The organism is Streptomyces himalayensis subsp. himalayensis (assembly GCF_013778455.1).
In the GTDB taxonomy this organism is placed as follows: Bacteria; Actinomycetota; Actinomycetes; order Streptomycetales; family Streptomycetaceae; genus Streptomyces; species Streptomyces himalayensis.
Map to the genome: position 1 here is coordinate 393,586 of NZ_JACEHE010000002.1, position 26,146 is coordinate 419,731.

The window sequence follows — 26,146 nt, forward strand, 5'->3', positions numbered from 1 at the left end:
AGGCGCGCCCTGCGCGAAGCCCGCAGGCGCACCTCTGCAGGCCCGCCGCACGGCCTGACTCCTTCAGGCTTCGGGGTCCTCCACCGCAAGGTCATGCCCCGTCGTGGCGTCCACGTGGTCCGGGACCTCCTCGTGGCGGTCGCCGACCGTCAGGGTCCCCGTGGGTTCGAAGAGCAGGATCGACGCGCCGGACGGTGCGGTCGGCTTGTGCTCCACGCCGCGCGGGACGGTGAAGACCGAGCCCTTGGGGAGGGTGACCATGCGCTCGCCGGCTTCGGGCTCGCGCAGCGCGATGGTCAGCTCGCCGTCGATGACCAGGAAGAACTCGTCCGTGTGCTCGTGGGCGTGCCAGAGGTGCTCGCCTTCGACCTTGGCGATGCGTACGTCGTAGTCGTTGACGCGGGTGACGATGCGGGGGCTCCACTGCTCGGTGAAGGAGGCGAGGGCCTTGTCGAGAGAGATGGGTTCCTGTGTCATGCCGTCATCGTCGGGGATGCCGTACCCGTCGTACGAGTGCTAGAAATCGCACATGCCGCAAGGATCCTCTCAGCCGGTGCGGACCCATCGGGTCGCCGTGATCGTCGACGAGGGCACGAACCCGTTCGAGGTCGGTGTGGCCACCGAGCTGTTCGGGCTGCCGCGGCCCGAGCTGGGGCTGCCGTGGCCGCCTTACGAGGTGACGCTGTGCACTCCGACGCCCGAGGTGCGGATGAACCACGGCTTCTTCACGCTGACCGGGGTGCCCGGGCTGGACGCCGTGGACGACGCCGACATCCTCGTCGTGCCCGGCCGGCCGGACAACGTCGTCCCGCGCGGTGTCGCCGTGCTCGACGCCATTCGGCGCACGCACGCGCGTGGCGCCCGCGTCATGAGTTTCTGCACCGGCAGTTTCGCGCTTGCCGAGGCCGGGCTGCTCGACGGGCGGCGGGCCACGACACACTGGCGCTGGGCGGACTCCTTCCGGGAACTGCATCCGAAGGTGCTGCTGGAGCCGGACGTGCTCTTCGTGGACGAGGGCGACCTCCTCACCGCCGCGGGCAGCGCGGCCGCGCTGGACCTCGGACTGCACATCTGGCGCCGGGACCACGGCGCCGAGATCGCCAACGCCGTGTCCCGGCGACTGGTGTTCGCCGCCCACCGAGACGGCGGGCAACGGCAGTTCGTGGAGCGGCCCGTCCCCGACGTACCGGACGAGTCCCTCGCGCCGCTGCTGGCCTGGGCCCAGGAGCGGCTCGGCGAACCGCTGACTGTCGCGGACCTCGCCGCGCGGGCTGCGGTGAGCCCGGCCACTCTGCACCGGAGGTTCCGGGCCCAGCTGGGCACCACGCCACTCGCCTGGCTGACGGGTGAGAGGGTGGCGCTGGCGTGCCGCCTCATCGAGCGCGGCGAGGTGCGCCTGGACGTGGTCGCCCAGCGAAGCGGCCTCGGCACCACAGCGAACCTGCGCGCCCGGCTGCGCCGCGAGACGGGACTCAGCCCGTCGGCCTACCGGCGGCGTTTCGGCCCGGTCCTCGGGGAATCCCTGACCGCATGAGATACCTCGTACGGGACCGGATCCTCGGCATCGGTGACGACTACTGGATCGAGGACGAGCAGGGCGGCAAGGCGTTTCTCGTCGACGGCAAGGCGTTGCGTCTGCGGGACACCTTCGAGCTGAAGGACCCGCTGGGGCGGGTGCTGATCGTCGCCCGGCGCAAGATGCTGGCGTTGCGCGGGGAGATGGTGATCGAGCGGGACGGCGAGCCCCTGGCCACCGTGAAGCGCAAGCGCCTGTCGCTCCTGCGCAACCAGTACCGCGTGGCCCTGGCTCACGGCACCGAGATGGACGTCCGCGGCAAGATCCTGGACCGCGAGTTCACCGTCGAACGCGACGGCTTGCCCCTGGCCCGTATCTCGCGCCGCTGGCTGCACGTGCGCGAGACGTACGGCGTCGAAATCCTGGACGACCAGGCAGACCCGTCCCTGCTGCTCGCGATCACGGTGTGCGTGATCCAGCTGGCGGACAGGGAACAGGGATAGGGCTCCGTCAGCGGCGCGGCGCGTCCAGCCCCAGCACCCGGTCCTTCAGCGCAGGGAACTGCTCCCGGGTCGTGGCCACCCGGCCCGGATCGAACTCCACGGTGAGGACCTCCTCACTGGTCCCGGCCTCGCCGAGTACCTCGCCCCAGGGATCGACCACGATGCTGTGCCCCGCCTGGGGCACCCCCGCATGCGTACCGGCCGTCCCGCACGCCAGCACATACGCCTGGTTCTCCACGGCGCGCGCCTGCGCGAGCAGCGTCCAGTGGGAACGCCGCCGCTCCGGCCAGCCCGCCGGGATGACGAGGAGCTCGGCGCCCGCGTCGACCAGCCCCCGGAACAGCTCGGGGAAGCGCAGGTCGTAGCAGGTGGCGAGACCGGCCGTCGTGCCCGGCATCCGTACCGTGACCAGGTTGCTGCCCGCGCCCATCAGCACGGCCTCGCCCTTGTCGAAGCCGAAGCGGTGGATCTTGCGGTAGGCGGCGGCGAGCTGCCCGTCGGGGGAGAAGACGAGCGAGGTGTTGTAGAGCGGGCCGTCGCCCGCGGCGGAGCCGCTGTCAGATGCAGTGCGCTCGGGGATCGAGCCGGCGTGCAGCCAGACACCCGCGTCGCTCGCTGCCTTGGCCATCGCCTCGTACGTCGGACCCTCCAGGGGCTCGGCCTCGGCGGCGAACGACTCGTAGGCGAAGGCGCCCGTGGTCCACAGCTCGGGCAGGACGACGAGATCGGCGCCCGCCTGTTCGCTCACCAGAGAGGCCGCGCGCTTCCGTCGAGAATCGACCGATTCGTCGTCATCTACACCGATCTGGATGAGCGAAGCGCGCACACTACCACCGTCCTGGCATTCGACCCGTCCACACGGGCCTACGATCGTCACACGAAAGCACTGCCGGGGTGCCTTCTGGCAGCGTAACTTAAGCGCAGAGCCTCCCACCCAGTTCCGTTCCGCCCGCGCACAAACCGCCCGAGGGGTCCCGTGAGTCTCCATCCCAGCCTTCAGACCTATGCCGACGCCTGGACCCACTCCGTGGAAGCCATAACCGAGCTGGTGCAGCCGCTCGTGGAGGGGGAGTGGAACAGGGCGACGCCATGCCCGGGCTGGTCCGTGCGCGACATCGTCTCCCACGTCATCGGCCTGGACTGCGAGATGCTGGGCGACCCGCGGCCGATCCATACGCTGCCTCGCGATCTGTACCACGTGAAGACCGAGCACCAGCGCTATATGGAGATGCAGGTCGATGTGCGGCGCCACCACACCGCGCCCGAGATGACCTCCGAACTGGAGTACACGGTCATCCGCCGCATGCGGCAGCTGCGCAACGAGGGGCGGCACCCGGAGGCCACGGTCCGCGGGCCGCTGGGTACCGAGCGGACCCTGGAACACGCCATGCGGATGCGGGCGTTCGACATCTGGGTGCACGAGCAGGACCTGCGCGCGGCTCTCGGCCAGCCGGGCAACCAGGACTCCCCCGGCGCCTACGTCACCCGGGACTTCCTCCTGGCGGCGCTGCCCAAGGTGGTCGCCAAGGACGCGGGGGCGCCGGCGAATTCGGCCGTCGTCCTCGATGTGAACGGGCCGGTGGACTTCCTGCGCACCGTCCGCGTGGACGCGGAGGGCCGCGGCACGGTCGACGGCGCCCCGTCCCTCGGCCCCGCCGTGACGCTCAGCATGGACTGGGAGACGTACGTCCGCCTGGCCTGCGGCCGCGTACAGCCGCTGGATGTCGCGGACCGGGTGAAGTCGGAGGGCGACCAGGACCTGGCGGCGGCGATCCTGCGGCATTTCGCGGTGACGCCGTAAGGGAGTGTGATCAGCCCGTCCGGCGTTTGAGGACGAGCCCGTCAGGGCGATGGGGGTCTGGGGGCGGAGCCCCCAGTACCGGAAGCGGGGCGGGCCCAGCCGGAACAGTGCGGCGTACTACGCCGGAACGTGGACCGCCTCCACCCGGGAGGCGACCAACCGCTCCCGCTCCCGCCGAACCGCCCGCTTCCTCAACCGCAGAACCTGGCTCAGCCCCAGCGCCTGCAGCACGAACACCACCGAGAACGCCACGCGATAGTTGTCACCGGTCGCGTCCAGCAGCACGCCCACCGCGAACAACGTCGTCATGGAGGCGGTGAAGCCTCCCATGTTGACGATGCCGGACGCCGTGCCCTGACGCTCCGGCAGGTTCGCGGGCCGCGCGAAATCGAAGCCGATCATCGAGGCCGGTCCGCAGGCGCCGAGCACGGTGCACAGCACGACGAGCAGCCACATGGGCGCGTGGTCGCCGGGGTACGCGAGCGTGGCCGCCCACGCCGTCGCCGTTGCCGTGACCGTGCCGAGCGCCAGCGGTGTCCGCGCCGCATGGTGCCGCGCGACGACCTGCCCGTAGACGAGGCCGATGACCAGGTTGGACACGACGACCAGGGTGAGCAGCCGGCCCGCCGACGCCCGGGACAGGCCCTGTGCCTCGACGAGGAACGGCAGGCCCCACAGCAGCAGGAACACCATGGCCGGGAACTGCGTCGTGAAGTGCACCCACATGCCGAGCCGGGTGCCGGGCTCCCGCCAGGCCGCCGCGATCTGGCGGCGTACGTACGCGGCGCCCTGGTGCGGCAGCGGCTCCGGCTCGTGTCCCTCCGGGTGGTCCTTGAGGAAGAGCGTCACCAGCACGAGGACGACGACACCGGCCAGCGCGCTGCCCGCGAACGCCGCGGTCCAGCCGACGCCCTGCAGCAGCTGGGCCAGCACCAACGTCGAGACGAGGTTGCCCGCCACGCCCGCGAGGCCCGCGAGCTGGGCGACCAGCGGCCCGCGGCGGGCCGGGAACCAGCGGCTGCCAAGACGCAGCACGCTGATGAACGTCATCGCGTCACCGCAGCCCAGCAGCGCCCGTGCGGCGAGCGCCGTCCCGTACGACGGGGAGAGCGCGAAGCCGAGCTGGCCTGCCGTGAACAGTACGGCGCCCATGGTCAGCACCTTCTTGGTGCCGAGCCGGTCGACCATCAGGCCCACGGGTATCTGCATGCCCGCGTAGACGAGCAGTTGGAGTATCGAGAAGGTCGACAGCGCGGAGGCGTTGATGTCGAAGCGGTCGGCGGCGTCGAGGCCCGCGACTCCGAGGGAGGTGCGGAAGATGACGGCGACGAAGTAGACGGAGACACCGATCGACCAGATGGCGACAGCACGCCGGCCGCCGGGGGGATCGCCGGGCAGGGAGCCCGCGGAGGAGACAGAGGACGCCGAGGAGCTCATCGGACCTCGCCCCGCGCCAGGTGGGAGAACCAGTCGATGTGCCGGTGGACTGCGGCGACGGCGGCTGTGCCGTCGCCCGAGCGCAGGGCGTCGAGGATCTCCTGGTGCTCGACGAGGGTCTTGGCGATCCGGTCGGGGTGCGAGTGCAGCACGGCGACTCCCATCCTGAGCTGACGGTCACGCAGTTGGTCGTAGAGGCGCGAGAGGATCTCGTTGCCGCCGCTGCGCACGATCTCCGCGTGGAAGCAGCGGTCGGTGATCGCCGCCTCGGCCAGGTCGCCGGCCGCGGCCTGAGCCTTCTGCTTCTCGAGCAACTCCTCGAGGCGGGTGATCAGTTGAGGGGTCGCGGGCACCGCTTTGCGCGCGGCGTGCTCCTCGACGAGCAGCCGGGTCTCGACGACGTCCGCGATCTCCTGGGCGGAGACGGGCAGGACCAGCGCGCCCTTCTTCGGATAGAGCTTGATGAGCCCTTCGACCTCCAGCCTGAGCAGCGCCTCCCGTACGGGGGTGCGGGAGACGCCGACGGCCTCCGCGAGCTCCCCCTCGGTGAGCAGCGTCCCACCCTGGTAACGCCGGTCGAGAACTCCCTGCTTGACGTGGTGGTAGACGCGGTCGGCGGCAGGAGGCTGCTTTGCGGCGGAGGTCTTCGCTGTGTCGGAGGGGGACGGCGCTGAGGGCATGCGCACATCATAGATACAACACGTACGCATGGTCGGCCTCGTCCAGGATGCGGACGACCGAGGCGGCTGCGCGCTTCCCTCTGTGTCGAGGGTCACCCGCATGGGACCCCTCCGGTTATCCCGATTTACCCCACGAGCCCCACAGTTCTCGTATATTTCTTCAGCTTTCGTACATCCCTTCGCTGCCTGTCGCGAGTCTTCTCTACGGAAGCACCTTCATGTGCCGTTCTTTCAGGGGCATTTCGCGCATTCGGAGCGTTCATTTTGATATCGAGCATCAAGGGCATGCGCATCCGCAGAGCCGCCGCCGTCGTCGTCACCGTCGGCGCCGTGCTGGCGGGCGGAGCTCTGGCGTCGCCCGCGCAGGCCGCGACCGCGCCCACCAACAGCGCCAAGGGCGCCTATCTGCTGGACAACGCGTCCGGCACCCAGATCTACAGCAAGTACGGGAACACCCGGCGGCCGATGGCCAGCACGACGAAGATCATGACGGCCCGTGTCGTCCTCAGCCAGACGAATCTCGACCTGGACCGCAAGGTCACCATCCGGCAGGCCTACCGCGACTACGTCACCCAGAAGGGCGCCAGTACGGCGGATCTGAAGACCGGCGACAAGGTGACGGTCCGCCAGCTGCTCTACGCGCTGATGCTGCCGTCCGGCTGCGACGCCGCGTACGCCCTCGCCGACACCTTCGGCAGTGGCGACACCCGCACCGCGCGCGTGAAGTCGTTCATCGGCAAGATGAACAAGAAGGCCGCCGACCTGGGCCTGACCAACACCAAATTCGACTCCTTCGACGGCATCTCCACGACCGGGAACAACTACACGACGCCGAAGGACCTCGCGAAGCTGGCCCGCAGCGCGATGAAGTACTCGACGTTCCGCGCCGTCGTGAAGACCCAGAAGACCGTCCGGTACGCGACGACCAGCACCGGCGGCACCCGTACCTACACCTGGTACAACACGAACAAGCTGCTCGGCTCCTACAGCGGCGCGGTCGGAGTGAAGACCGGCACCGGCACGGCGGCCGGCCCGTGCCTCGTCTTCGCGGCCACGCGCGGCGACAAGACCCTCATCGGCGTCGTCCTCAACGACACCAACCGCTTCACGGACGCGGCGAAGCTGCTGGACTACGGCTTCGGTACGAACACCGCGTCGACGATGCAGCTGCGGACGCTGCCCAGCGGCGCACAGCAGGACTGACGTGTACGGCTCGAGGGGTGCCCAGCACCGCCGGACACCCCTCGAGCCGTTCGACCGTCCCTGATCCGGTCGCCTACGCCCAGGTGATCAGCCGCTTCGGCTGCTCCAGGATCGCCGCGACATCGGCCAGCACCTTGGAGCCGAGCTCGCCGTCCACCAGACGATGGTCGAAGGACAGCGCGAGCGTGGTGACGGCACGCCGGCCGCTGGGCGGATCACCGGGCAGGAGCCCGCACCGGCTCCGGCCCATCCGCCAAGTACTGCCTCGTATCCGCCGCCACCCGGAACGGCAAGACGGTCATCGGCACGGTCCTCGCCTCTTCCTCCGTGGCCAACCGAACCCCGGCGCGAAGAAGCTGATCGACTACAGCTTCAAGAAGCTCGGCTGACGCCGGCCTTCAGAGTCGTACGAGAAGGGGCCGACCGCTCCTCCGCGTTCAGCCCCCTTCAGGGTGTGGCAACGCATCGACACCGCCCAGTCGCTCCTCAGGAACGCGCATGCTCCAGCAGCCAGGCGACGACGGCCCGGGCAGTACCGGAAGCGAGTCCGGCCAGCGAGGCACGGGACAGGGCCAAGCGCTCACGACGTGTGAGGCGCTTGCAGGAAACGCGACGTACGCGGGACGTGCGAGACGTATGCAGGGTGCGAGACATCTGTCCTCCGTGGATCGTCATCGGCGGTCGCTGAGTCACCCGACCGCTGACCACTGTCACCCCGCCGGCCAGGCCGATTCCCAGTTGCGACGAGAGCGCGGGCACGGGGCGTATTTGCCCTGTTCAGCCGACGCGGTCCGGCACGGTGCGCGACGATGGTGCGATGAGTCGCGACGAGGGGACCAACCCCACGCGGCGGGGACGGCATGTGGCACGGGCCCACGTGCCACCGGGGCCGCTGCGCGAGTTGAAGGACCTGCTGTACGAGGCGTACGTGGAGGCAGGAGAGCCGACGCTGGACGAGATCGTCAAGGGGATTCGCCTCGACTTCGGCCTCAGCCGCAAGGCGGCGCGTGACACGGTACGCCGCTGCATCAGTTCACCGGACCTGCCTGCGCAGCAGCTGGTCGCGGTCTCCGTGATCACCGTGCTGGCCCGTCTCGCCGCCTGGGACGTACAGGACATGAAGCGCCGGGTGCTGGATCTGTGGGTCCGTGCCCGGATGCTCCGCCCGCCGGGCCGGCCGATCGCGGAGTTCAGCGATCCGTTCCTGCTGGAGGTTCACCGGCCCATCGAAGTCGGTGAGGAGGAGGGCGGCGCCGGCCTTCCCGTACTGCCGCCGTACGTCGAGCGGCCCCACGACGCAAGGTTGCGCGCCATCGTCGGGGAAGCCGCGGCGGGGCAGAGCCGCACCGCGGTGCTGGTGGGCGGCTCCTCCACGGGCAAGACCCGCGCCTGCTGGGAAGCACTGCACCTCCTGCCAGAAGAATGGCGGTTGTGGACGGCAGAGAACCCCTCCCGTGCCCTGGAGGAACTGGATTCGGTCGTGCCACGCACGGTGATCTGGTGGGATGAGACCCAGAAGCCCTGTCTGTCCACGGCCGCAGACCCCGCGGCGGAAGAATTCGCCGACCGTCTGCGCCAACTGCTGCACGATCCCGTACGCGCCCCCGTCCTCGTCCTGGGAACGATGTGGGAGGCGACCTGGAGCGCCCTCACCACCGAGCCCGCGGAATGGAACCAGGACCGGCACAAACGCGCCCGTGCGCTGCTCACCAGCTGCGTCGCCATCCACGTCCCGCCCGCCTTCACCAGCGAGCAGGACCTGGCCGTCCTACGGGAGCGGGCCTCGGAGGACCCCCGCCTGGCCAGGGCGCTGGCCGACGCCCAGGACGGCGAGGTGACCCAGTACCTCGCGGGCACCCCCGTACTGGTCGCCCGCTACCGCGGTGCACCACCCGAGGCGAAGGCTCTGATCGACGCCGCCATGGACATCCGCCGACTCGGGCACGGACTCGCCCTGCCCCTGCCGTTGCTGGAGGCCGCCGCGGCCACGTATCTCTCACCGAGGCAGTGGCAGCGACTCGCCAGATGCCCGGACTGGTTACAGCGGGCACTGGAGCACGCAGAGGCCGACTGCTGTGGCGTGCCCGGCCCGCTCACCCCTGTCCCTCCCCTGCCCGGCGAACCCCGGCCCGCCGTGCCCTCGTACCGGCTGGCCGACTTCCTCGAGCAGCTGGGGCGCCGCGAGCGAGACACCAAGCCGACCCCTGCCCGCCTGTGGGATGTCCTCGTCGGTTTCGCCGCCCGCGAGGAACTGCCGGCGCTGGCTCGGTCCGCCGAGGACAGGGGCCTGCTGCGCACCGCGATGCGTCTGTACTCCGCCGCGGCCTTGGCGGGTGATTCTCGCGCGTACTGCGCGGCGGGGCGGCTTCTGAAACGTGCGGACCGCGTCGACGAGGCGTTCGCCTGGTTCAAGCGAGCCGTGGCGGCCGGAGACGCCCTGGCCCTGCTCCCGGTCGGCGAGATGCTGATCGAGGCAGGCCGCGACGATGAGTTACGTGAGCTGTTGATCAGTGCCTTGCGATCCGACGACGAACTCGTCCGGGAATTCGCGGCCAGGGATCTGACTGATGTGGGCGAGTCTCATTACTGGAACAACCGTCACGAGACGGCAGTCGAATGGCTGAGGCCTGCCGCCGATGCCGATCATGCCGCGGCCCGTTGGCACCTCGCCCACGTAGCCCGGGAGTCGGGGGCTGTGGAGCAAGCGATCGAGGGCTACCAGGGCATCGCAGAAAGAGGCTCCGCATTCGCGTCCGACGCAACGAGCCGGGCGATTGCCCTGTTGAAGGAGAAGGGTCGGACGCAGGAGGCACTGGCGTGGGTGTGCAGGCTCGCCGAGTCCGGGGACCACGCCGCCATGAGCCTGGCAGCAGGCACCCTGGAAGCAGAGGGCCAGGTCGAGGAGTCATTGCGCTGGTATGCAGCGGCGGCCCGCGCGGAGACGCATTTTTCCTTGAAGCAGGCAGTCTGGGCGTTCCTCCGGGCGGACCGAGCTGAAGAGGCCCTCGCCTTAATGGAGGACTGCGCTTCGGCAGGCGCGACGCATGTTCTGCCGTTCGCGGCGGGAGTGCTGTGGCACGAGTTGAGCCGCGCTGAAGAGGCCCTCGCCCTCTACGAGCGTTCGGCCCGGCTCGGCAACACGTACGCCATGGGATGTGCCGCCGCGAATCTTCTGAAGGCGGGCCGCATTGAAGAGGCGCTGACGTGGTATGAGCGCGCGGCCAAGGCACGCGACTGGAAGGTCATGAGCGACGCGGGCGCCCGGCTATGGGAAGCGGGACGGCGAGAGGCGGCACTCTCCTGGTTCCGGCGGGCGGCTCTGGCCGGTCATGAGGATGCCCTCACGGAAGGGGCCAGCCGACTGTGGGCGACGGGCGACGCCGAGGCCGCCCGGGCCTGGTGGCTCAGTCATGCGGAGTCCGGCAACCCCCGGGCCATGAAGATCACGGCTGACGTTCTGCGCGACGCAGGCCGGATCGAAGAAGCCCTGGCCTGGTACGAGCGAGCAGTCGAAGCCGGCAACACGCACGCGCTCCGGTCAGCCGGAGGCATGTTGCGGCAGGCCGGACGTGTTGAAGAGGCGCTCGCCTGGTATCAGCGGGCCGCCGCGGCGGGCGATGAAGTCTCTCTCCAGCGCGTGGTGCGGCTACTGCGCAGGACGGGCCGCGCCCAGGCGGCGATCGACTGGCTCCGGCAGCTCGAACAAGAAGGTCACGACTCGGCCAGGTTCCATCTTTGGAACGTCTTAGAGGCGACCTCGTCCCAGGAGGGCTTGCCTGCCCTGCAGAAGAGAGCCAAAGAGGGTGACACCCGTGCAGCCCGGGCCGCCGTTCGGCTGCTGGAGGCGGCCAGCCGATACGAAGAGGCGCTCGCCCTGTGCCAAGGAGGTCAGCTGACGGCCAGCCTCGAGGAGTGGCAGCGCGCGCTGCGACTGCTGGAGCGGACCGGGCGGAAGGGGGAGGCACTGCGCCTTCGCCGCTACGGCTGGGAGCCCGACGGAACGGTGGCACGCCCCTGGGATGCACCGTCCCCGCAGGTCACATCCGAGAGCCGCAGCTGACGACGTACGCCGAGAACGACGCCCATGCATCCGGCGTGAGCCGGAGTATCGGCCCGTCCGGGTCCTTGGAATCGCGGACAGCGACGGTGCCGGGGATGTTGCGGGCGACTTCGACACACTCGCCGTTGCCGCTGCTATGGCTGGACTTGACGAACTCGAAATGCGGCACGGCTCACAGCTCCTTGCGGATGCGTTCGATCAGGGCGACAGAATCGCGAAGAGCGAGCCCGTTCCTGGCGATCCGCTCGAACGTGGCGTTGTGACGTGCAGCGTCCGCCTCGCTCTCCAGCCACAGGGTAGACGAGGTCGTGTCCATGTAGACCACGTCCATCGCGCCGGGTTCAGCGAATGAGACGACGCTGAAGGCGCTGGTCATCCCGGGGTGGGAACCGGAGAGGAAGGGAACCACCTGAAGCTTGACGTTGGGAAGGCGGGATGCCTCGACCAGGCGCGCCAGCTGTACGCGCATGACCTCGCGTCCGCCCACGAGCTGGCGCAGCGCCCCTTCGCCGACAACCGCCCACAGGCTGATCGGCTTGTCGTCCGTGAGCCGCGCCTGCCGGGCGACCTTAGCCTCGACGAAGCGCTCGATCTCATCCGGATCGTCCCAGTCGGCGTTGCCGACAGCCAGGGCCCTGGCGTAGTCGGGCGTCTGCAAGAGTCCTGGGATGAAGGCCCCTTGCCAGGTACGTACACCTGTCGCAATCTCCTCCAGGGCCACGTACTCCACCAGGGAGCGCAGCTCGGGGTACTGATTCCACCAGCCCTTGGCCTTGCGCCGCTCGCGGTCCGTCTTGGCGAGGCTCAGCAGACGTTCTACGACCTTCGGGTCGGTCACACCGTACAGCTCGCACAAGATCCGGATGTCCGGGTCGCGGAACGGCACCCACCCCCGCTCCATCTTGGCGACCTTGGCCGCGGTCGCCGACAGCGCTGCCGCGGCCTGCGGCTGCGTGAGGCTGGCCTCGTCACGCAGCCGCAACAGCTCGCCGCCCAACTTGCGGGCAAGGACGGTGGATACGCGGTTTCCGCGCGTGAACTTGGCTGTGGTCACGTCGGATTACCTCCAGAGTCCGGGCCAGTGTGCAGTTCGCTGGCGCGGCACCGCAAGCAATTTTGGGGACATATTTCTCCGAGACTACTTGCATGCGCTGCATGACCACCGCTACTTTCAGCACTCAATCACCCACTCAGCGACACCAGTTGGCGGAAGTGCACCGTGCTGCCCACACCAGCGCCGTACGGCAGAGCCACCCCATCTGGGCTCCGTGCATCGCTCAAGGAGGTGCGCTCCCGTGACCGACTTCTGCCCTCCCGGCCTTCCCGACGACTACGACCGCTACGACGCCGTCAGCTACACCCCATATCCGCAGAACATCCCCCGAGCTCGCAGACACGTCGCCCAACTCGCCGTCGACTGGGGACACGCGACCCAAGCCGAACACGCTGCGCTGCTGGCAAGCGAGTTATGCACCAACGCCCTGCTGCACGGGTGCCTGCGAGACCGGCTGTTCCGTGTCGAGACGTCGCTGTCCGGCAAGACGCTACGCGTCGCCGTCACCGACCCGAGGGGAGAGCGGCTCCCGAACCCCCGCGTATCCAGCGCCGACGACCAGTTCGGCCGTGGCCTGCTCATCGTCTGCGCGCTCGCCGACCGGTGGGCCGTGGAGAAGCTCACCGTCGGCAAGACGGTCTGGACAGAACTGGATATTCCCGGAGGGACTGATGCGTAGCCTGCTCGGCCGTCTGCGAGGGTGCCGTGGCGGTACCGTGGCGGCACGGCGAAAGGAGGCGCAAATGGCAGCCGAGTGGCAGACCGCGGTGGCCGAGGCTCGGGGAGCCATTGGATTCACGGGTGAGGTCGTCCCGCGCACGGTCGACGGCATCGGGGCAGCCCTGCGACTCGACCACCGTGCTGATTTCTACACCGAGTTGGGCGCCCTGGCCGACTCCGGCGCTTTCGAGGCGTTCCTCAACCACTGGTGGACCCAGGCCCTCGCCGACTCGGCTCCGGAGGGGGACGCACGCGAGCAAGCGATCAACTTCGCCGACGTGGCCGTGTCTTTGTACGCCCGGGCCGCGGGCGGTCCTACGTCCACCCAGGCCGAGATCAACGCCCTCGTCACCGGAGCGGAAGCCTCTTGAGCTACACGATCATCTGGGAAAGGGCAGCTTCCGAAGGCCTCAAACGACTCCGGGCCCGCGACGGCGACGCGGTGAAACCCCTCGTCAAGGCGATCAACGCGCTCGCCCAGAACCCCGAGCCTGCGACGAGCAGCAAGCTCGGCACCACCAATCTGCGACGACTGCGTGTCGGCGGGTACAGAGCCACATACGAGATCGACGGCAGCACTGTCGCGATCAAGATCCTCATGGTCGGCAGTACGGCAGCCTGACCGGGCGCCGGGGCCATCCCCGCGTAAGACGGCCCCGGCATCCTCACCTCACGCCCAGGTGATCAGCCGCTTCGGCTGCTCCAGGATCGCCGCGACATCGGCCAGCACCTTGGAGCCGAGCTCGCCGTCCACCAGACGATGGTCGAAGGACAGCGCGAGCGTGGTGACCTGCCGGGGCTTGACCTTGCCCTTGTGGACCCACGGCTGAAGCTTGATCGCACCGACCGCGAGGATCGCGGACTCGCCGGGGTTGAGGATGGGCGTACCGGTGTCGACGCCGAACACGCCGACGTTGGTGATGGTGACCGTGCCGCCCTGCATCGCGGCCGGGGAGGTCTTCCCCTCACGAGCCGTGGACACCAGCTCGCCGAGCTCCCTGGCCAGTTCCGGCAGGGTCTTGGCGTGTGCGTCCTTGATGTTCGGCACGATCAGACCGCGGGGCGTGGCGGCGGCGATGCCCAGGTTGACGTAGTGCTTGAGCACGATCTCCTGGTTGGCCTCGTCCCAGGAGGCGTTGATCTCCGGGTTGCGGCGGATCGCGACCAGGAGCGCCTTGGCGATGAGCAGCAGCGGGTTGACCCGCAGACCGTCCATCTCCTTGTCCTGCTTCAGCTCGTCGACGAGCTTCATCGTGCGCGTCACGTCGACCGTCACGAACTCCGTGACATGCGGCGCGGTGAAGGCCGAGCCGACCATCGCCTGGGCGGTGGCCTTGCGGACGCCCTTGACGGGGATACGGGTCTCTCGAACGCCCTCGAACGTGACCGCGGGTGCGGGCACGGCGGCCGGCACGGGGGCGGCAGGCGCGGCCGGGGCCTCGGTCACCGCAGGCTGTGGAGCCGGGGCGGCCGCGGCGTGCACGTCCTCGCGCGTGATGATCCCGCCGGGCCCGGTGGGCGTCACGGTCGCCAGGTCGACACCGAGGTCCTTGGCGAGCTTACGGACCGGGGGCTTGGCGAGCGGTCGGGCCTCGGTGGTCGCGCCGCCGTGACCGTTCAGCTCGGTCTGGAGCGCGGCGGTGGCCTCGGCGGGCGCCGGCGGGAAGTACGGCTCCGCCGGTGCCTGCTTCTCCGGCCCGGGCTGCCGCGGCTCCGGCTGCTGCGCCGGAACACCCGGGGCCGGGACGCTCCCGCCCGGGACACCCGTGCCCTTGCGGGGCCGCCGCTTCGTGGAGGACTGCGATACCCCGTACCCGACGAGGACCGGCTGCCGTCCTTCCGGCTGAGCCTCCTCGGCGGATTCGGAAGCCTCGGGAGCGGGCGAACCGGCGTCGGGCGCTCCCCCGCCCGCCACGTCCACGGAGATGATCACCTCTCCGACGTCCACCGTCGCGCCCTCCGGGAACCGCAGCTCCCGCACCACCCCGTCGTAGGGGATGGGCAGTTCGACGGCCGCCTTGGCGGTCTCGACCTCGCAGACGACCTGCCCGTCGGTGACCGTGTCACCCGGCTGGACGTACCACTTGAGGATCTCCGCCTCCGTGAGCCCCTCGCCCACGTCTGGCATCTTGAACTCGCGGACCGCGGTCGGCGAAGCGTCTGTCATCGTCGTCACGACCCTCTCCTCAGTACGCCAGCGAGCGGTCGACGGCGTCGAGCACCCGGTCCAGGCCCGGCAGGTACTCCTCCTCCAGGCGCGCCGGCGGATACGGGGCGTGGTAGCCGCCGACCCGCAGCACGGGGGCCTCGAGGTGGTAGAAGCACCGCTCGGTGATGCGCGCGGCGATCTCCGCACCCGTCCCCAGGAACACCGGGGCCTCGTGGACCACGACCAGGCGTCCGGTCTTCTCCACCGACGTCTGCACGCTGTCGAAGTCGATCGGCGACATGGAGCGCAGGTCGAGGACCTCGAGGGACTTGCCCTCCTCCTCCGCTGCGGCCGCGGCCTCCACGCAGACCTTCACCATCGGGCCGTACGCGACGAGCGTCAGATCCGACCCCGGGCGCACGACACGGGCCTTGTGCAGCTGTCCGGGGATCGCCTCGGTGTCGACCTCGCCCTTGTCCCAGTAGCGCCGCTTCGGCTCGAAGAAGATCACCGGGTCGTCGCTCTGGATGGCCTGCTGCATCATCCAGTAGGCGTCGGACGAGTTCGAAGGCGAGACCACCTTCAGGCCCGCCACGTGCGCGAACAGTGCCTCGGGCGACTCGGAGTGGTGCTCGACCGCGCCGATGCCGCCGCCGTAGGGGATCCGGATGACGACCGGCAGCTTGACCTTGCCGAGCGAACGCGCGTGCATCTTCGCGAGCTGGGTGACGATCTGGTCGTACGCCGGGAAGACGAAGCCGTCGAACTGGATCTCCACGACCGGGCGGTAACCGCGCAGCGCGAGGCCGATCGCCGTGCCGACGATGCCCGACTCGGCGAGCGGGGTGTCGATGACCCGCTCCTCGCCGAAGTCCTTCTGCAGCCCGTCCGTGACCCGGAAGACGCCGCCGAGCTTGCCGACGTCCTCACCCATGATCAGGACCTTGGGGTCGGTCTCGAGCGCCGTGCGCAGCGATTCGTTGATCGCCTTCGCCAGGGCCATGCTTTTGGATGTCACAGTCTCTGCAGCCACGATCAGGCCCCTTCCCCGTCTGCGAACGACGCCTGGTAGGCGGCGAACTGGGCGCGCTCCTCGTCGACGAGCGCGTGCCCGTCCGCGTACGCGTTCTCGAAGATGGCGAAGTGGTCCGGATCCGGCATGGCCCGCACCTTCTCCCGCACGTGCCTGCCCAAGGCCTCGCTCTCCGCTTCGAGTTCCGCGAAGAATCCCTCGTCCGCGTGGCCTTCGGCCTCCAGATAGGTGCGCAGCCGAAGGATCGGGTCCTTGGCCTCCCATGCGAGGCGCTCGTCGTCGAGGCGGTAGCGGGTCGGGTCGTCGGAAGTCGTGTGGGCGCCCATGCGGTAGGTGAAGGCCTCGACGAGCGTGGGCCCCTCGCCGCGCCGGGCGCGGTCCAGGGCCCACTTGGTCACGGCCAGGCAGGCGAGTACGTCGTTGCCGTCGACGCGGACGCCCGGGAAGCCGTAGCCCTGGGCGCGCTGGTAGAGCGGCACGCGGGTCTGCTTCTCGGTCGGCTCGGAAATGGCCCACTGGTTGTTCTGGCAGAAGAACACGACGGGAGCGTTGTAGACCGCGGAGAAGGTGAACGACTCCGCGACGTCGCCCTGGCTGGAGGCGCCGTCACCGAAGTACGCGATCACGGCGGAGTCCGCGCCGTCCTTGGCCAGGCCCATCGCGTAGCCGGTGGCGTGGAGCGTCTGCGAGCCGATGACGATCGTGTACAGGTGGAAGTTGTTGCGGTTCGGGTCCCAGCCACCGTGGTTGACGCCCCGGAACATGCCGAGCAGATTCGTCGGGTCGACGCCGCGGCACCAGGCGACGCCGTGCTCGCGGTAGGTCGGGAAGACGTAGTCGTCCTGGCGGGTCGCGCGGCCGGAGCCGATCTGGGCGGCCTCCTGGCCGAGGAGCGAGGCCCACAGGCCCAGCTCGCCCTGGCGCTGCAGGGAGGTCGCCTCCGCGTCGAAGCGGCGGGTCAGCACCATGTCCCGGTACAGCCCGCGCAGTTCCTCGGGGGTGATGTCGGCGACGTACTCCTCGTACTCCGCATGCGGGACCCGCTTGCCCTCGGGGGTCAGCAGCTGTACGAGTTCAGGCTCCGATCGCGCGCCCGGCGATGCCTTCGGCGACGCCTTCCGGGCGCCGGTGCTGCGCTTGCGCGGTTTACGCGCGGCAGTGCTCTCCACGGTCACGTGTGCTCCTCCGTCGGTCCGGCCCCCCGGGTTTGCCGGGTGGCAGGTGCGGCTCGCCTGATCCGTACGCTGCACGGGGTGGGTGCGACTCGGCCGGGAACAGGCGTGGAATGTGCCCCGGCGAGCGCCCTGCAGTAGGCACGTTACCCAGTGCCCCGCGCATCTGCGAAACCCCTCTGACCTGCGATTTTGCTTGGATTTCCAAGTAAATCGAGGATCAGGGGAACAGTCGCTGGTCACAGCACTGGTCAGCGCCCTGCAGAGGGCCGGAACACCGGCACGTTATCCCGGCGACACCGGGCGCGGGAAGAGTACGTGTGTGAGACTTATCGGGTGCAGGAAAGCGGACATATCAGGGTATTTCTTCTCGATGACCATGAGGTGGTACGCCGCGGCGTCCATGATCTCCTCTCCGGAGAGGACGACATCGAGGTCGTCGGCGAGGCGGGCACGGCCGAGGAGGCGCTGGTGCGCATTCCGGCCACCCGCCCCGACGTGGCGGTGCTCGACGTACGCTTGCCGGACGGCAGTGGCGTCGAGGTCTGCCGCGAGATCCGCTCCAGGGACGAGCAGATCAAGTGCCTGATGCTCACCTCGTACGCCGATGACGAGGCCCTCTTCGACGCGATCATGGCCGGCGCCTCCGGCTACGTCCTGAAGGCGATCCGCGGCAACGAACTGCTCTCCGCGGTACGCGACGTGGCCGCCGGAAAGTCCCTGCTCGACCCGGTCGCGACGGCCCGCGTCCTGGAGCGCCTGCGCACCGGCCAGGCCGAGAAGGGCGACGACCGGCTGTCGAACCTGACCGAGCAGGAGCGGAAGATCCTCGACCTGATCGGCGAGGGCCTGACCAACCGCGCCATCGGCGAACGGCTGCACCTCGCCGAGAAGACGATCAAGAACTATGTCTCCGGGCTGCTCTCGAAGCTGGGGATGGAACGGCGTTCGCAGGCGGCGGCGTTCGTGGCGCGGATGCAGGCGGAGAAGCCGGGGTCGGGGTCTGGGTCGTCGGGGGGTTGAGCTCTTCATTTCAGCCCGTCCGGCGTTTGAGGACGAGCCCGAAGGGCGATTCCGGGGGTCTGGGGGCAGAGCCCCCAGACAGGTCACCCCCCGGTGCTGCCGCCGAAGTCCGTCGGCGGGACCGTCACGTCGTCCGAAGGCGTCTGCCCCGTCTCCGACGGAGTCGGATCGTCGGACGTCGCCTCCGTCTCCGACGGAGTCGTCTGCGTCGGCTCGTCCGTCGGCTCCGTCTCGCTCGGCGACGGGCTCACGTCGCCGGTGGACTGCGACGGCGACGGCGTGTAGTCCGTCTGACCGCCCGTGTCGTCGTCCGGGACGGAGGTGTCCTCGGTCTCCTCGTCGGACGCGGTCTCGCTCGGCGTCTTCTCCTCGTCGGACTGGGTAACCGTCGGCGACTGCGTGGTGTCCGTGCCGCCGCCCTCCCCGCCACCGTCGTTGAGTGCCAGCGCGACGCCCGCCGCGATGGCGATCACCGCGAGCACGGCGAGGAGCCACAGCTTGCCGCGGCCGCTGCCGCCCCCCTCGCGGTAGCCGCCGTCGAAACCGCCGTCGTCGCCGCCCGGCGGCCGCAGCATCGGCTGCGGGATCTGCGCGGTGCCCGGCTCCCCGGGGTGCGGCAGGGCGGTCGTACCCGCCACGCCCATCGCCGGCGTGGAGCCGCCCTCGTGCATGTCGACGGGACCGGTGTTCCACGTACCGGTGTGGCTGCCCTTCTCGTAGAGCATCTGCAACGCGTACTGGACGAGCCCGCGCATCTCCTCGGCCGTCTGGAACCGGTCGTCCGGCTCCTTCGCGAGCGAGCGCATGACGAGGCCGTCGAGCTCGGGCGGCGCCGCGTCCGAGGCCTCGGACGGCGGCACGGGGATGTCCTGGACGTGCTGGTAGACGACGGACAGCGGGGTCTCGCCGGTGAACGGCGGGCGCAGCGCGAGGAGTTCGTAGAGCAGGCAGCCGGTCGCATACAGGTCGCTGCGGTGGTCGACGGCCTTGCCCAGGGCCTGCTCGGGCGAGAGGTACTGCGGGGTGCCCATGACCATGCCGGTCTGCGTCATCGTGGACTGCGCGCCGTGGAGGGCGCGCGCGATGCCGAAGTCCATCACCTTCACCGCACCGGTGTTGGTGATGATCACGTTCGCCGGCTTGATGTCGCGGTGCACGATGCCGTGCTGGTGCGAGTAGGCGAGCGCCTCGAGGACTCCGGAGACGATGATCAGCGCCTGCTCGGGGCCCGGGGCCTCCGCGTTGATCAGCAGATCGCGGATCGTGCGGCCCTCGACGATCTCCATGACGATGTACGGCACGGTGCTGCCGCCGACCTGGTCCTCGCCGGAGTCGTAGACGGCCACCACGGCGTGGTGGTTGAGGCCCGCGACCGACTGCGCCTCGCGCGTGAAGCGGGCCTTGGAGACGGGGTCCTCGGCGAGGTCGGAGCGGAGAAGCTTGACGGCGACCGTGCGGCCGAGCCGTACGTCCTCGGCCGCGAACACCTCGGCCATGCCGCCCCGGCCGAGTCTGCGGGTCAACCGATACCGGCCGCCCCCAACAAGTCCGCCTTTACCCCACATTTCCGGCGCATCTGACATACCGCCGCCAGTCGCCTCGGGGTCGGACGGGCCCTGAGCGCGCTGCGTCTGTGCCATCAGTCCTCGCCGTCGTTTCTGCCCCGCGTCCGCGCGGTGGTTCTTACGGTCTTCCGTCGGCCCACGCTACAGCCTCACGCAACGCGCCGGTCCGAGATGGACCGGCCATCAAACCTCCGGCGACCGTCACCATGCAAATCCGGGGCCCCGGCCATGCACACCCTGTGTACCGCCTGTACAGGCCCTGTAACGCTCCCGCGAACGCATCCTGCCCGTACGGTCACGGAACGAGCACCGAGTTTGACCGCGTGAACACGCCTTCCCCGAGGGGTTCCAGCGCAGAGTCCAGGCCGTGGCCAAACTCACGCACAGAAACCTCGTCTCGGGGTGCCGGACTTCGCCTTCAAGAACGACAGGCGACCCGGCGTAGGCACAGCTCTGGCTCCACGGAACGCTGACGAGGCCCGGCACGCGCGCGATGCGCCTGCCGGGCCTCTTCGTCTGTGTGATGCGGCTCGGAGCCGCGAGGCCGGTCTCGTGGTCCGGCTGGGCGGCGCGAGGCCGGTCTCGTGATGCGGTTCGGCGGCGCGGAGCCGGTCTCGTGGTCCGGCTCGGCGCCGCGAAGCCGGTCTCCGGCGCCGCGAGGCCGGTCTCGTGATGTGGCTCAGCGGCGCAGGCCGCTCTACAGGTACGGGCCTCCGGAGCGGCCGCCCGCGCGCGGGTCCTGGCCGTCGTCCATGCCGCCGACTCCCGGGGGCAACGCGCGGCGCATCTGCTCCAGTTGGGCCCGCGCCGCCATCTGCTGGGCGAACAGGGTCGTCTGGATCCCGTGGAAGAGGCCTTCCAGCCAGCCCACCAACTGGGCCTGCGCGATGCGCAGTTCGGCGTCCGAGGGGATCGCTTCGTCCGTGAAGGGGAGGGAGAGCCGCTCCAACTCCTCGACGAGTTCGGGCGCGAGTCCGTCCTCGAGCTCCTTCACGGAACTCGAGTGGATCTCCTTGAGACGCTGCCTGCTCGCCTCGTCCAGAGGCGCCGCCCGCACTTCTTCCAGCAGCTGCTTGATCATGCTGCCGATCCGCATGACCTTGGCGGGCTGCTCCACCATCTCCGTCACCGGGACCTCGCGGGAGTCGTCGTCTCCTACGCCGCCGAGCGCCATTCCGTCCTGGCCCACGACCAGGACCTGGGGGCTCTCCGGCGACCTTTCGTTCCTCGGCATCTCCATGCCGCCCATTCTCTCGCACGCGTACGTCTCTTCTCGGTGGTGCCCCCGTGTGCCCGTGATCCACCGTGTACGCGCGCGTGCGTTCTGTCGAATACGGGCCGGTCAGCGGCGGGGTTCGGGGTGAGCGCGTCCGTCGTGAGAAATGTCGCGGGGGATGCGGCGGGCGGCGCGGCGCGTGCGCTTCACGGGAGCCCACGCCGCAACGAATCAGCCGGTCCGGCAACGAGTCAGCCCGCCCGGCAACGAATCAGCCCGTCCGGCAACGAATCAGCCCGTCCGGCGCTTGAGGACGAGCCCGAAGGGCGATGGGGGTCTGGGGGCGAAGCCCCCAGCAGGGTCCAGGGGCTGGCCCCTGGTTACGGGAAGGGGCGGGGTGGGGGACATAAATGCCGTCAGCCGCGACGCAGCCGCAGGGCCAGAAAGCCAAGACCGAACCCTACGAGGACCAGCCCGGTGCCCAACGGCAGAACCCCGAGAACGGGCCCGGTGGCACCGCCAGCCTGCCCGGCCCCCGATGCAGCGCCGGCGTCGGCCGTCGCGGTGGGCCCCACGGCCTCGTCCCGGTGCACGGGGGGATCCGACGCCGAGGCGCTGGATGACGGGAAGGCGGGGGACGGGGAGGCAGAGGACGGGAAGGCGGGGGGCAGAGAGCCAGAGGACGGGGCGCCGGTACCGCTCGACGTCGGACCGGAGGCCGTGCCCGTCGGCACGGCACTCTCCTCCGGCGGCGGCGAATCCGCACGTCCCGGCCTGCGCCGCCCTTCTCCGGGCCGGCTCCCGGCCCGCGACTCCTCGGCGGCGGGAGCCGTACGGCCAGGGCTCGGCGAGGTGGCCCGTGCGTACACATGCGCGGGACCAGCCATGGGGGATCCGGGAGCCGGCGGCTGAGGCGAACCGGAGGTGAGCAGCCCCCACCCAGGGAAAAGCAGCAGCCCGGCGAGCAGCAGGAGCCCGGCAGGGCAACGCGTACGGAGCCGTGGAGTCACATCGGTGACCCCCTCCCGGTGCCAAGTCGCCAAGATCGGTGGTGCCAGTAAGGCACGTCTGCCATGAGCCACGATGCGGAGCACTCGTTACATTGCATGACAATTCAGGCATCGCGCCTGATCTCTTGGCTACCCGGACCGCCCGGAGGGATGCAACCGCTACTGCTAACGGGTGAGCAGCACCTTCCCGGTGTGCGTGCTCTCCTCCAGTACGCGATGGGCTGCGGCGGCCTCGCTCAACGGGACCGTACGGTCCACGACCGGACGCACATGACCGCCGCTGATCAGCGGCCACACATGCTCACGCACCGCCGCCACGATCGCGGCCTTCTCGTGCACCGGCCGCCCGCGCAACGACGTCGCGGTGACGGCGCCGCGCTTGTTCAGCAGGGTCGCGATGTTCAGCTCGGCCTTGATGCCGCCCTGCATCCCGATGATCGCCAGTCGGCCGTTGACCGCGAGAGCCTTCACGTTCCGGTCGAGGTACTTGGCCCCGATGATGTCGAGGATGACGTCCGCTCCCGCACCGTCCGTGGCGGCCCGCAGCTCCTCGACGAAGTCCTGCTCGCGGTAGTCGATGAGGATGTCCGCACCCAGCTCCGCACAGCGCTGCAGCTTCTCCTTGCCGCCCGCCGTGACCGCGACCTTGGCGCCGACCGCCTTCGCGAGCTGGATCGCCATGGTGCCGATACCGCTCGACCCGCCGTGCACGAGCAGCGTCTCGCCGGGGCGCAGGTGGGCGATCATGAAGACGTTCGACCAGACGGTGCACGTCACCTCGGGCAGCGCGGCCGCCGTGACGAGGTCGACGCCTTCCGGTACGGGCAGCAGCTGCCCCACCGGGACGGCGACCTTCTCCGCGTAACCGCCGCCCGCGAGCAGCGCGCACACCTCGTCGCCGACCGCCCAGCCCGAGACTCCGGGGCCCAGCGCGGCGATGCGGCCGGAACACTCGAGCCCGGGATAGGGGGACGCTCCGGGCGGCGGGTCGTAGAAGCCCTGCCGCTGCAGCAGGTCCGCGCGGTTGACCGCGCTGGCCGCCACCTCGACCAGAACCTCGCCCTCGCCGGGCACGGGATCGGGGACCTCGGCCCACACGAGTGCGTCGGGACCACCGGGTTCAGGGATCGTGATCGCATGCATGGCGGCGAGGCTACTCCTGCCGACTGCCCGAACCTCCGGCGCGCTCAGTCCTGTGGCAGCGGGCGTGTGTCGGGGGTGACCCGGGTGCCCGGGGTGGCACGGACGATGGTGATCACGCGGTCCGTAGGCTTCAGCGTCCCGACGGACGGATCGTCGAAGCCGAGCACGCGATGGCCTCGTACCACGCTGACCACCAGGTCCTCGATCTCCCGCGGCCCGCGTCCCACCTCGTCCTTTATGACCGGCCGCTCGACGATGTCGAGACCGCTGCCCTGCTGGATGAGATCCTCCAGCACCATGCCCGCGCTGGGGCTCAGGACGGACAGTCCGAGCAGCCGCCCGGCGGCACTGGCGCTGGTGATCACGACGTCGGCCCCCGACTGGCGCAGCAGCGGGGCGTTCTCCTCCTCACGGACGGCGGCCACGATCTTCGCTGCACGGTTGAGCTGCCGCGCGGTGAGGGTGACCAGGACCGCCGTGTCGTCGCGCTGGGTGGCGATGATGATCTGGCGGGCCTTCTGCGTCTCGGCGCGCAGCAGCACTTCACTGCGGGTCGCATCGCCGACGATGCCCGTGTATCCGCTGGCCGTCGCGGACTCGATGGCCCTTTCACTGGGGTCGACGACCACGACCTGTTCCTTTTTCAGCCCCGTCGCACACACGGTGTGGATCGCCGACCGGCCTTTCGTCCCGAAGCCGATGACGACGGTGTGCTCGCGCAAGTTGGACCTCCAGCGGTTCAGCCGCCACTCCTCCCGGGTCCGCTCGGTGAGGACCTCGAGAGTCGTGCCGACCAGGATGATCAGAAACAGCACGCGCAGGGGCGTGATGACAAAGATGTTGGTGAACCGGGCGGCGTCACTTACCGGTGTGATGTCGCCGTATCCGGTGGTGGAGAGGGTGACGGTCGCGTAGTAGAAGGCGTCGAGCAGATCGACTCGGCCGTCGGAGTCGTCGTGGTAACCGCCGCTGTCCGCGTACACGATGAAAGCGGTCCCGACCAGCACCGCCAAGGCCATGGCGAGCCGCTTGGCGACCTGGCGCAGCGGTCGTTCGACGACCCGGCGGGGGAGCTTCACCCTGTGGGTGACGAGATGTTCGTCGGCCTGGCGGGCGATCGCGTCCTGGCCCGGAAGTTTCACGTGAAACACACCCCGATTCCGGACAGCGCCCACGGCAGATCGAGGATTTCGAGGTGCTGCCCCGGCTGCGCGCCGCCCGGAGGAACGACGGCAAGACCATCGGCCCCGGCGATACCGCGCAGCATCGCCGGGCCGTAGTAGTGCAGCGGCACCGCCCGGTCGTCCCGGATCACGACGGGCACCAGCCGTGTGTCGCTCGGGTGCCCGTGCACGGCGTCACGCACCGGCACTGTGTACGGCTCCGGGGGCCCCTGGCCGGCGAGCAGCCGTAGCAGCGGCTCGGCGAGCGTCAGCAGTCCGGAGACGGCGGCGAGGGGATTGCCGGGCAGGCCGACGAGATGCTGGTTCTCCCTGATGCGGGCAAGCAGCATCGGGTGGCCGGGGCGCACTTGGACACCGTTCACGAGGAGCTCGGCGCCGAGGCGGCTCAGGGTGGGGTGGACATGGTCGACGGGTCCCGCGGCCGTTCCACCGGTTGTGAGGATCAGGTCGGCGTCGGACGTCGTGATCGCCGTGTACAGCGCCTCGGCGTCGTCGCCCAGCCGGCGGGCGGCAACGACCTCCGCGCCGAGCGCGCGCAGCCAGGGCGGGAGCATCGGGCCGAGCGCATCCCGGATCAGACCGTCGCGCGGTCTGCCCTCGGTCAGCAACTCATCACCCAGGACGAGGACTTCGACGCGGGGCCTCGGCACGGTGGACAGCTCGTCGTATCCGGCGGCTGCGGCGAGCCCCAGTACCGCCGGGGTCACCAGCGTGCCGGGCGGCAGAAGCTGGTCGCCTGTGCGGCATTCCTGCCCTCGGGGGCGGATGTCCTGGCCCGGGACGACTTCGCGTTGGGCGTGCAGACGGCCCTTGTCGTCGAGGCGCCCATGCTCACTGCGGACGACGGCGGTCGCGTCCCCCGGCACCCGGGCGCCGGTGGCGATGCGGATCGCTTCTCCGTCGGCGAGCTGCTCCGGAACCTCGTGGCCCGCCAGAATGCCGTCCGCGCATACGTCCCAGGGCCCGGGCCCCGCGACTGCCCAGCCGTCCATAGCCGAGGAGTCGAAGGACGGCAGGTCGGTGAGCGCCGTGAGGGGCGCGGCGAGAACAAGACCGAGCGCGGCATCGAGCGGTACCGGGACCGGGACGGGGGGCGGCACCGCACGGGCCGCCCGAGCGGCCATGGCGCGCGCCTCGGGCCAGGGCGTGGCGGCGTGCCGGTGGTGCTGCCGGTTCTTGTGGCCGGGGGGCGGATCGGAGAGGGACTGACCGGCCTGGCGGGCGGACTGGCCTGGTCGGCCGGTGTGCGGGGGCTGACCGGCTTGGCCGTTGTGCTGGGGCTGACCGGCTTGGCCGGTGTGCGGGGCGTGCTCGGCTTGGTGGGAGTGGTCGCCTTGGTGGGCGTGCTCGGCTTGGTGGGCGCGGTCGCCTTGGTGGGCGTGCTCGGCTTGGTGGGCACGGTCGCCTTGGTGCGCCGGGTCGGCTTGGTTGGCCTGTTCGGCTTCGCGGGCGGCCTGGTCGGCCTGGGCTGTGGCGCGAGGGGAGCGGGGCGCGCTGTCGCCTCCTGCGGCGACCGGTGCGTGATCGCCTGTGTCCGGCGCGGCGGCGGGGCGTGGGGCATGGTGCCCGGGCCTCGCTGCAGTACCGGACGTGCCGTGCCACGTGCCGTGGCGGCGGGCGGGATCCTGACCGCCCCCCTCTCTGGCCAGGGCGATGGCCTCGTCCATGTCGAGATCG

The 26,146-nt window shown here is 70.0% G+C and carries 22 protein-coding genes and 3 pseudogenes; 10 read left to right on the top strand and 15 right to left on the bottom strand.

What is annotated here, in order from left to right; translation table 11 throughout:
- Positions 1-63: 63 nt before the first annotated feature.
- Positions 64-477, bottom strand: a complete 414-nt coding sequence (locus H1D24_RS05570; RefSeq protein ID WP_181656231.1) for a cupin domain-containing protein — start codon at positions 475-477, stop codon at positions 64-66.
- Between the two features lie 52 nt (positions 478-529).
- On the opposite strand from H1D24_RS05570, the gene H1D24_RS05575 reads away from it, so the two are divergent.
- Positions 530-1,534, top strand: a complete 1,005-nt coding sequence (locus tag H1D24_RS05575) for a helix-turn-helix domain-containing protein (RefSeq protein ID WP_181656232.1) — start codon at positions 530-532, stop codon at positions 1,532-1,534.
- Positions 1,531-2,019 carry an LURP-one-related/scramblase family protein gene (locus H1D24_RS05580; protein WP_181656233.1) on the top strand — a complete coding sequence of 163 codons (489 nt, stop codon included), beginning with the start codon at positions 1,531-1,533 and terminating at the stop codon, positions 2,017-2,019. Before H1D24_RS05575 ends, H1D24_RS05580 begins: the two co-directional genes overlap by 4 nt.
- Positions 2,020-2,026: 7 nt before the next feature.
- Here H1D24_RS05580 and H1D24_RS05585 read toward each other — a convergent pair whose 3' ends face one another.
- A complete protein-coding gene (locus H1D24_RS05585) occupies positions 2,027-2,845 on the bottom strand; it encodes a carbon-nitrogen family hydrolase (RefSeq protein ID WP_181656234.1) in 819 nt (272 codons plus the stop codon).
- 150 nt (positions 2,846-2,995) lie between these two features.
- Here H1D24_RS05585 and H1D24_RS05590 point away from each other — a divergent pair, with 150 nt between their 5' ends.
- Positions 2,996-3,820 carry a maleylpyruvate isomerase family mycothiol-dependent enzyme gene (locus H1D24_RS05590; RefSeq protein WP_181656235.1) on the top strand — a complete coding sequence of 275 codons (825 nt, stop codon included), beginning with the start codon at positions 2,996-2,998 and terminating at the stop codon, positions 3,818-3,820.
- Between the two features lie 117 nt (positions 3,821-3,937).
- Here H1D24_RS05590 and H1D24_RS05595 read toward each other — a convergent pair whose 3' ends face one another.
- Both H1D24_RS05595 and H1D24_RS05600 read right to left on the bottom strand, forming a co-directional pair.
- Positions 3,938-5,257 (bottom strand): MFS transporter, encoded by a 1,320-nt coding sequence (locus tag H1D24_RS05595; protein WP_181656236.1) that lies wholly within the window; start codon positions 5,255-5,257, stop codon positions 3,938-3,940.
- On the bottom strand, positions 5,254-5,937 hold the full coding sequence (locus tag H1D24_RS05600; RefSeq protein WP_181656237.1) for a GntR family transcriptional regulator: 684 nt from the start codon (positions 5,935-5,937) through the stop codon (positions 5,254-5,256). The genes H1D24_RS05595 and H1D24_RS05600 overlap by 4 nt, the downstream gene beginning before the upstream one ends.
- A 285-nt stretch (positions 5,938-6,222) precedes the next feature.
- On the opposite strand from H1D24_RS05600, the gene H1D24_RS05605 reads away from it, so the two are divergent.
- Positions 6,223-7,140: a D-alanyl-D-alanine carboxypeptidase family protein gene (locus H1D24_RS05605; protein ID WP_181656238.1), complete on the top strand. Its 918-nt coding sequence runs from the start codon at positions 6,223-6,225 to the stop codon at positions 7,138-7,140.
- A 73-nt stretch (positions 7,141-7,213) separates the two neighbouring features.
- On the opposite strand, the pseudogene H1D24_RS05610 reads toward H1D24_RS05605, so the two are convergent.
- Positions 7,214-7,339 (bottom strand): annotated as a pseudogene (locus H1D24_RS05610) (2-oxo acid dehydrogenase subunit E2); the annotation flags it as partial.
- 26 nt (positions 7,340-7,365) lie between these two features.
- On the opposite strand from H1D24_RS05610, the pseudogene H1D24_RS44370 reads away from it, so the two are divergent.
- Both H1D24_RS44370 and H1D24_RS05615 read left to right on the top strand, forming a co-directional pair.
- Positions 7,366-7,529, top strand: a pseudogene (locus H1D24_RS44370) (D-alanyl-D-alanine carboxypeptidase); the annotation flags it as partial.
- A 428-nt stretch (positions 7,530-7,957) separates the two neighbouring features.
- Positions 7,958-11,200: a tetratricopeptide repeat protein gene (locus H1D24_RS05615; protein WP_181656239.1), complete on the top strand. Its 3,243-nt coding sequence runs from the start codon at positions 7,958-7,960 to the stop codon at positions 11,198-11,200.
- Here H1D24_RS05615 and H1D24_RS05620 read toward each other — a convergent pair.
- Together H1D24_RS05620 and H1D24_RS05625 are read right to left on the bottom strand one after the other, a co-directional pair.
- Positions 11,178-11,369 carry a DUF397 domain-containing protein gene (locus tag H1D24_RS05620; protein ID WP_181656240.1) on the bottom strand — a complete coding sequence of 64 codons (192 nt, stop codon included), beginning with the start codon at positions 11,367-11,369 and terminating at the stop codon, positions 11,178-11,180. The genes H1D24_RS05615 and H1D24_RS05620 overlap by 23 nt on opposite strands.
- A gap of 3 nt (positions 11,370-11,372) precedes the next feature.
- On the bottom strand, positions 11,373-12,254 hold the full coding sequence (locus tag H1D24_RS05625) for a DUF5753 domain-containing protein (RefSeq protein ID WP_181656241.1): 882 nt from the start codon (positions 12,252-12,254) through the stop codon (positions 11,373-11,375).
- A gap of 241 nt (positions 12,255-12,495) precedes the next feature.
- Here H1D24_RS05625 and H1D24_RS05630 point away from each other — a divergent pair, with 241 nt between their 5' ends.
- The 3 genes from H1D24_RS05630 to H1D24_RS05640 all read left to right on the top strand — a co-directional run bounded on the left by H1D24_RS05630 (position 12,496) and on the right by H1D24_RS05640 (position 13,596).
- Positions 12,496-12,933, top strand: a complete 438-nt coding sequence (locus H1D24_RS05630; RefSeq protein WP_181656242.1) for an ATP-binding protein — start codon at positions 12,496-12,498, stop codon at positions 12,931-12,933.
- A gap of 64 nt (positions 12,934-12,997) precedes the next feature.
- Positions 12,998-13,345, top strand: a complete 348-nt coding sequence (locus H1D24_RS05635) for a hypothetical protein (protein ID WP_181656243.1) — start codon at positions 12,998-13,000, stop codon at positions 13,343-13,345.
- The gene (locus H1D24_RS05640; protein WP_181656244.1) at positions 13,342-13,596 is read left to right on the top strand and encodes a type II toxin-antitoxin system RelE family toxin; all 255 of its coding nucleotides are present in this window, start codon (positions 13,342-13,344) and stop codon (positions 13,594-13,596) included. The genes H1D24_RS05635 and H1D24_RS05640 overlap by 4 nt, the downstream gene beginning before the upstream one ends.
- A 48-nt stretch (positions 13,597-13,644) precedes the next feature.
- Here H1D24_RS05640 and H1D24_RS05645 read toward each other — a convergent pair whose 3' ends face one another.
- Genes H1D24_RS05645 through pdhA form a run of 3 tightly spaced genes read right to left on the bottom strand, consistent with a single transcriptional unit; the run spans position 13,645 to position 17,331 of the window.
- Positions 13,645-15,150, bottom strand: a complete 1,506-nt coding sequence (locus tag H1D24_RS05645) for a dihydrolipoamide acetyltransferase family protein (protein WP_181656245.1) — start codon at positions 15,148-15,150, stop codon at positions 13,645-13,647.
- Positions 15,151-15,160: 10 nt separating this feature from the next.
- Positions 15,161-16,126 carry an alpha-ketoacid dehydrogenase subunit beta gene (locus H1D24_RS05650; protein ID WP_220136441.1) on the bottom strand — a complete coding sequence of 322 codons (966 nt, stop codon included), beginning with the start codon at positions 16,124-16,126 and terminating at the stop codon, positions 15,161-15,163.
- A gap of 32 nt (positions 16,127-16,158) precedes the next feature.
- Complete coding sequence (gene pdhA, locus H1D24_RS05655) at positions 16,159-17,331, bottom strand: pyruvate dehydrogenase (acetyl-transferring) E1 component subunit alpha (RefSeq protein WP_181656246.1); 1,173 nt, start codon at positions 17,329-17,331, stop codon at positions 16,159-16,161.
- A gap of 333 nt (positions 17,332-17,664) precedes the next feature.
- On the opposite strand from pdhA, the gene H1D24_RS05660 reads away from it, so the two are divergent.
- Positions 17,665-18,351 (top strand): response regulator, encoded by a 687-nt coding sequence (locus tag H1D24_RS05660; RefSeq protein WP_181656247.1) that lies wholly within the window; start codon positions 17,665-17,667, stop codon positions 18,349-18,351.
- 83 nt (positions 18,352-18,434) lie between these two features.
- Here H1D24_RS05660 and H1D24_RS05665 read toward each other — a convergent pair whose 3' ends face one another.
- The 5 genes and pseudogenes from H1D24_RS05665 to H1D24_RS43495 form a co-directional block, all read right to left on the bottom strand.
- Complete coding sequence (locus H1D24_RS05665; protein ID WP_181656248.1) at positions 18,435-19,991, bottom strand: protein kinase domain-containing protein; 1,557 nt, start codon at positions 19,989-19,991, stop codon at positions 18,435-18,437.
- A 622-nt stretch (positions 19,992-20,613) separates the two neighbouring features.
- A complete protein-coding gene (locus tag H1D24_RS05670) occupies positions 20,614-21,156 on the bottom strand; it encodes a bacterial proteasome activator family protein (protein WP_181656249.1) in 543 nt (180 codons plus the stop codon).
- 1,151 nt (positions 21,157-22,307) lie between these two features.
- Complete coding sequence (locus H1D24_RS05675) at positions 22,308-23,285, bottom strand: NAD(P)H-quinone oxidoreductase (protein WP_181656250.1); 978 nt, start codon at positions 23,283-23,285, stop codon at positions 22,308-22,310.
- Between the two features lie 44 nt (positions 23,286-23,329).
- On the bottom strand, positions 23,330-24,427 hold the full coding sequence (locus H1D24_RS05680) for a potassium channel family protein (protein WP_181656251.1): 1,098 nt from the start codon (positions 24,425-24,427) through the stop codon (positions 23,330-23,332).
- Positions 24,424-25,629, bottom strand: a pseudogene (locus tag H1D24_RS43495) (molybdopterin molybdotransferase MoeA); the annotation flags it as partial. The gene H1D24_RS05680 and the pseudogene H1D24_RS43495, both read right to left, overlap by 4 nt.
- Positions 25,630-26,146 lie beyond the last annotated feature (517 nt).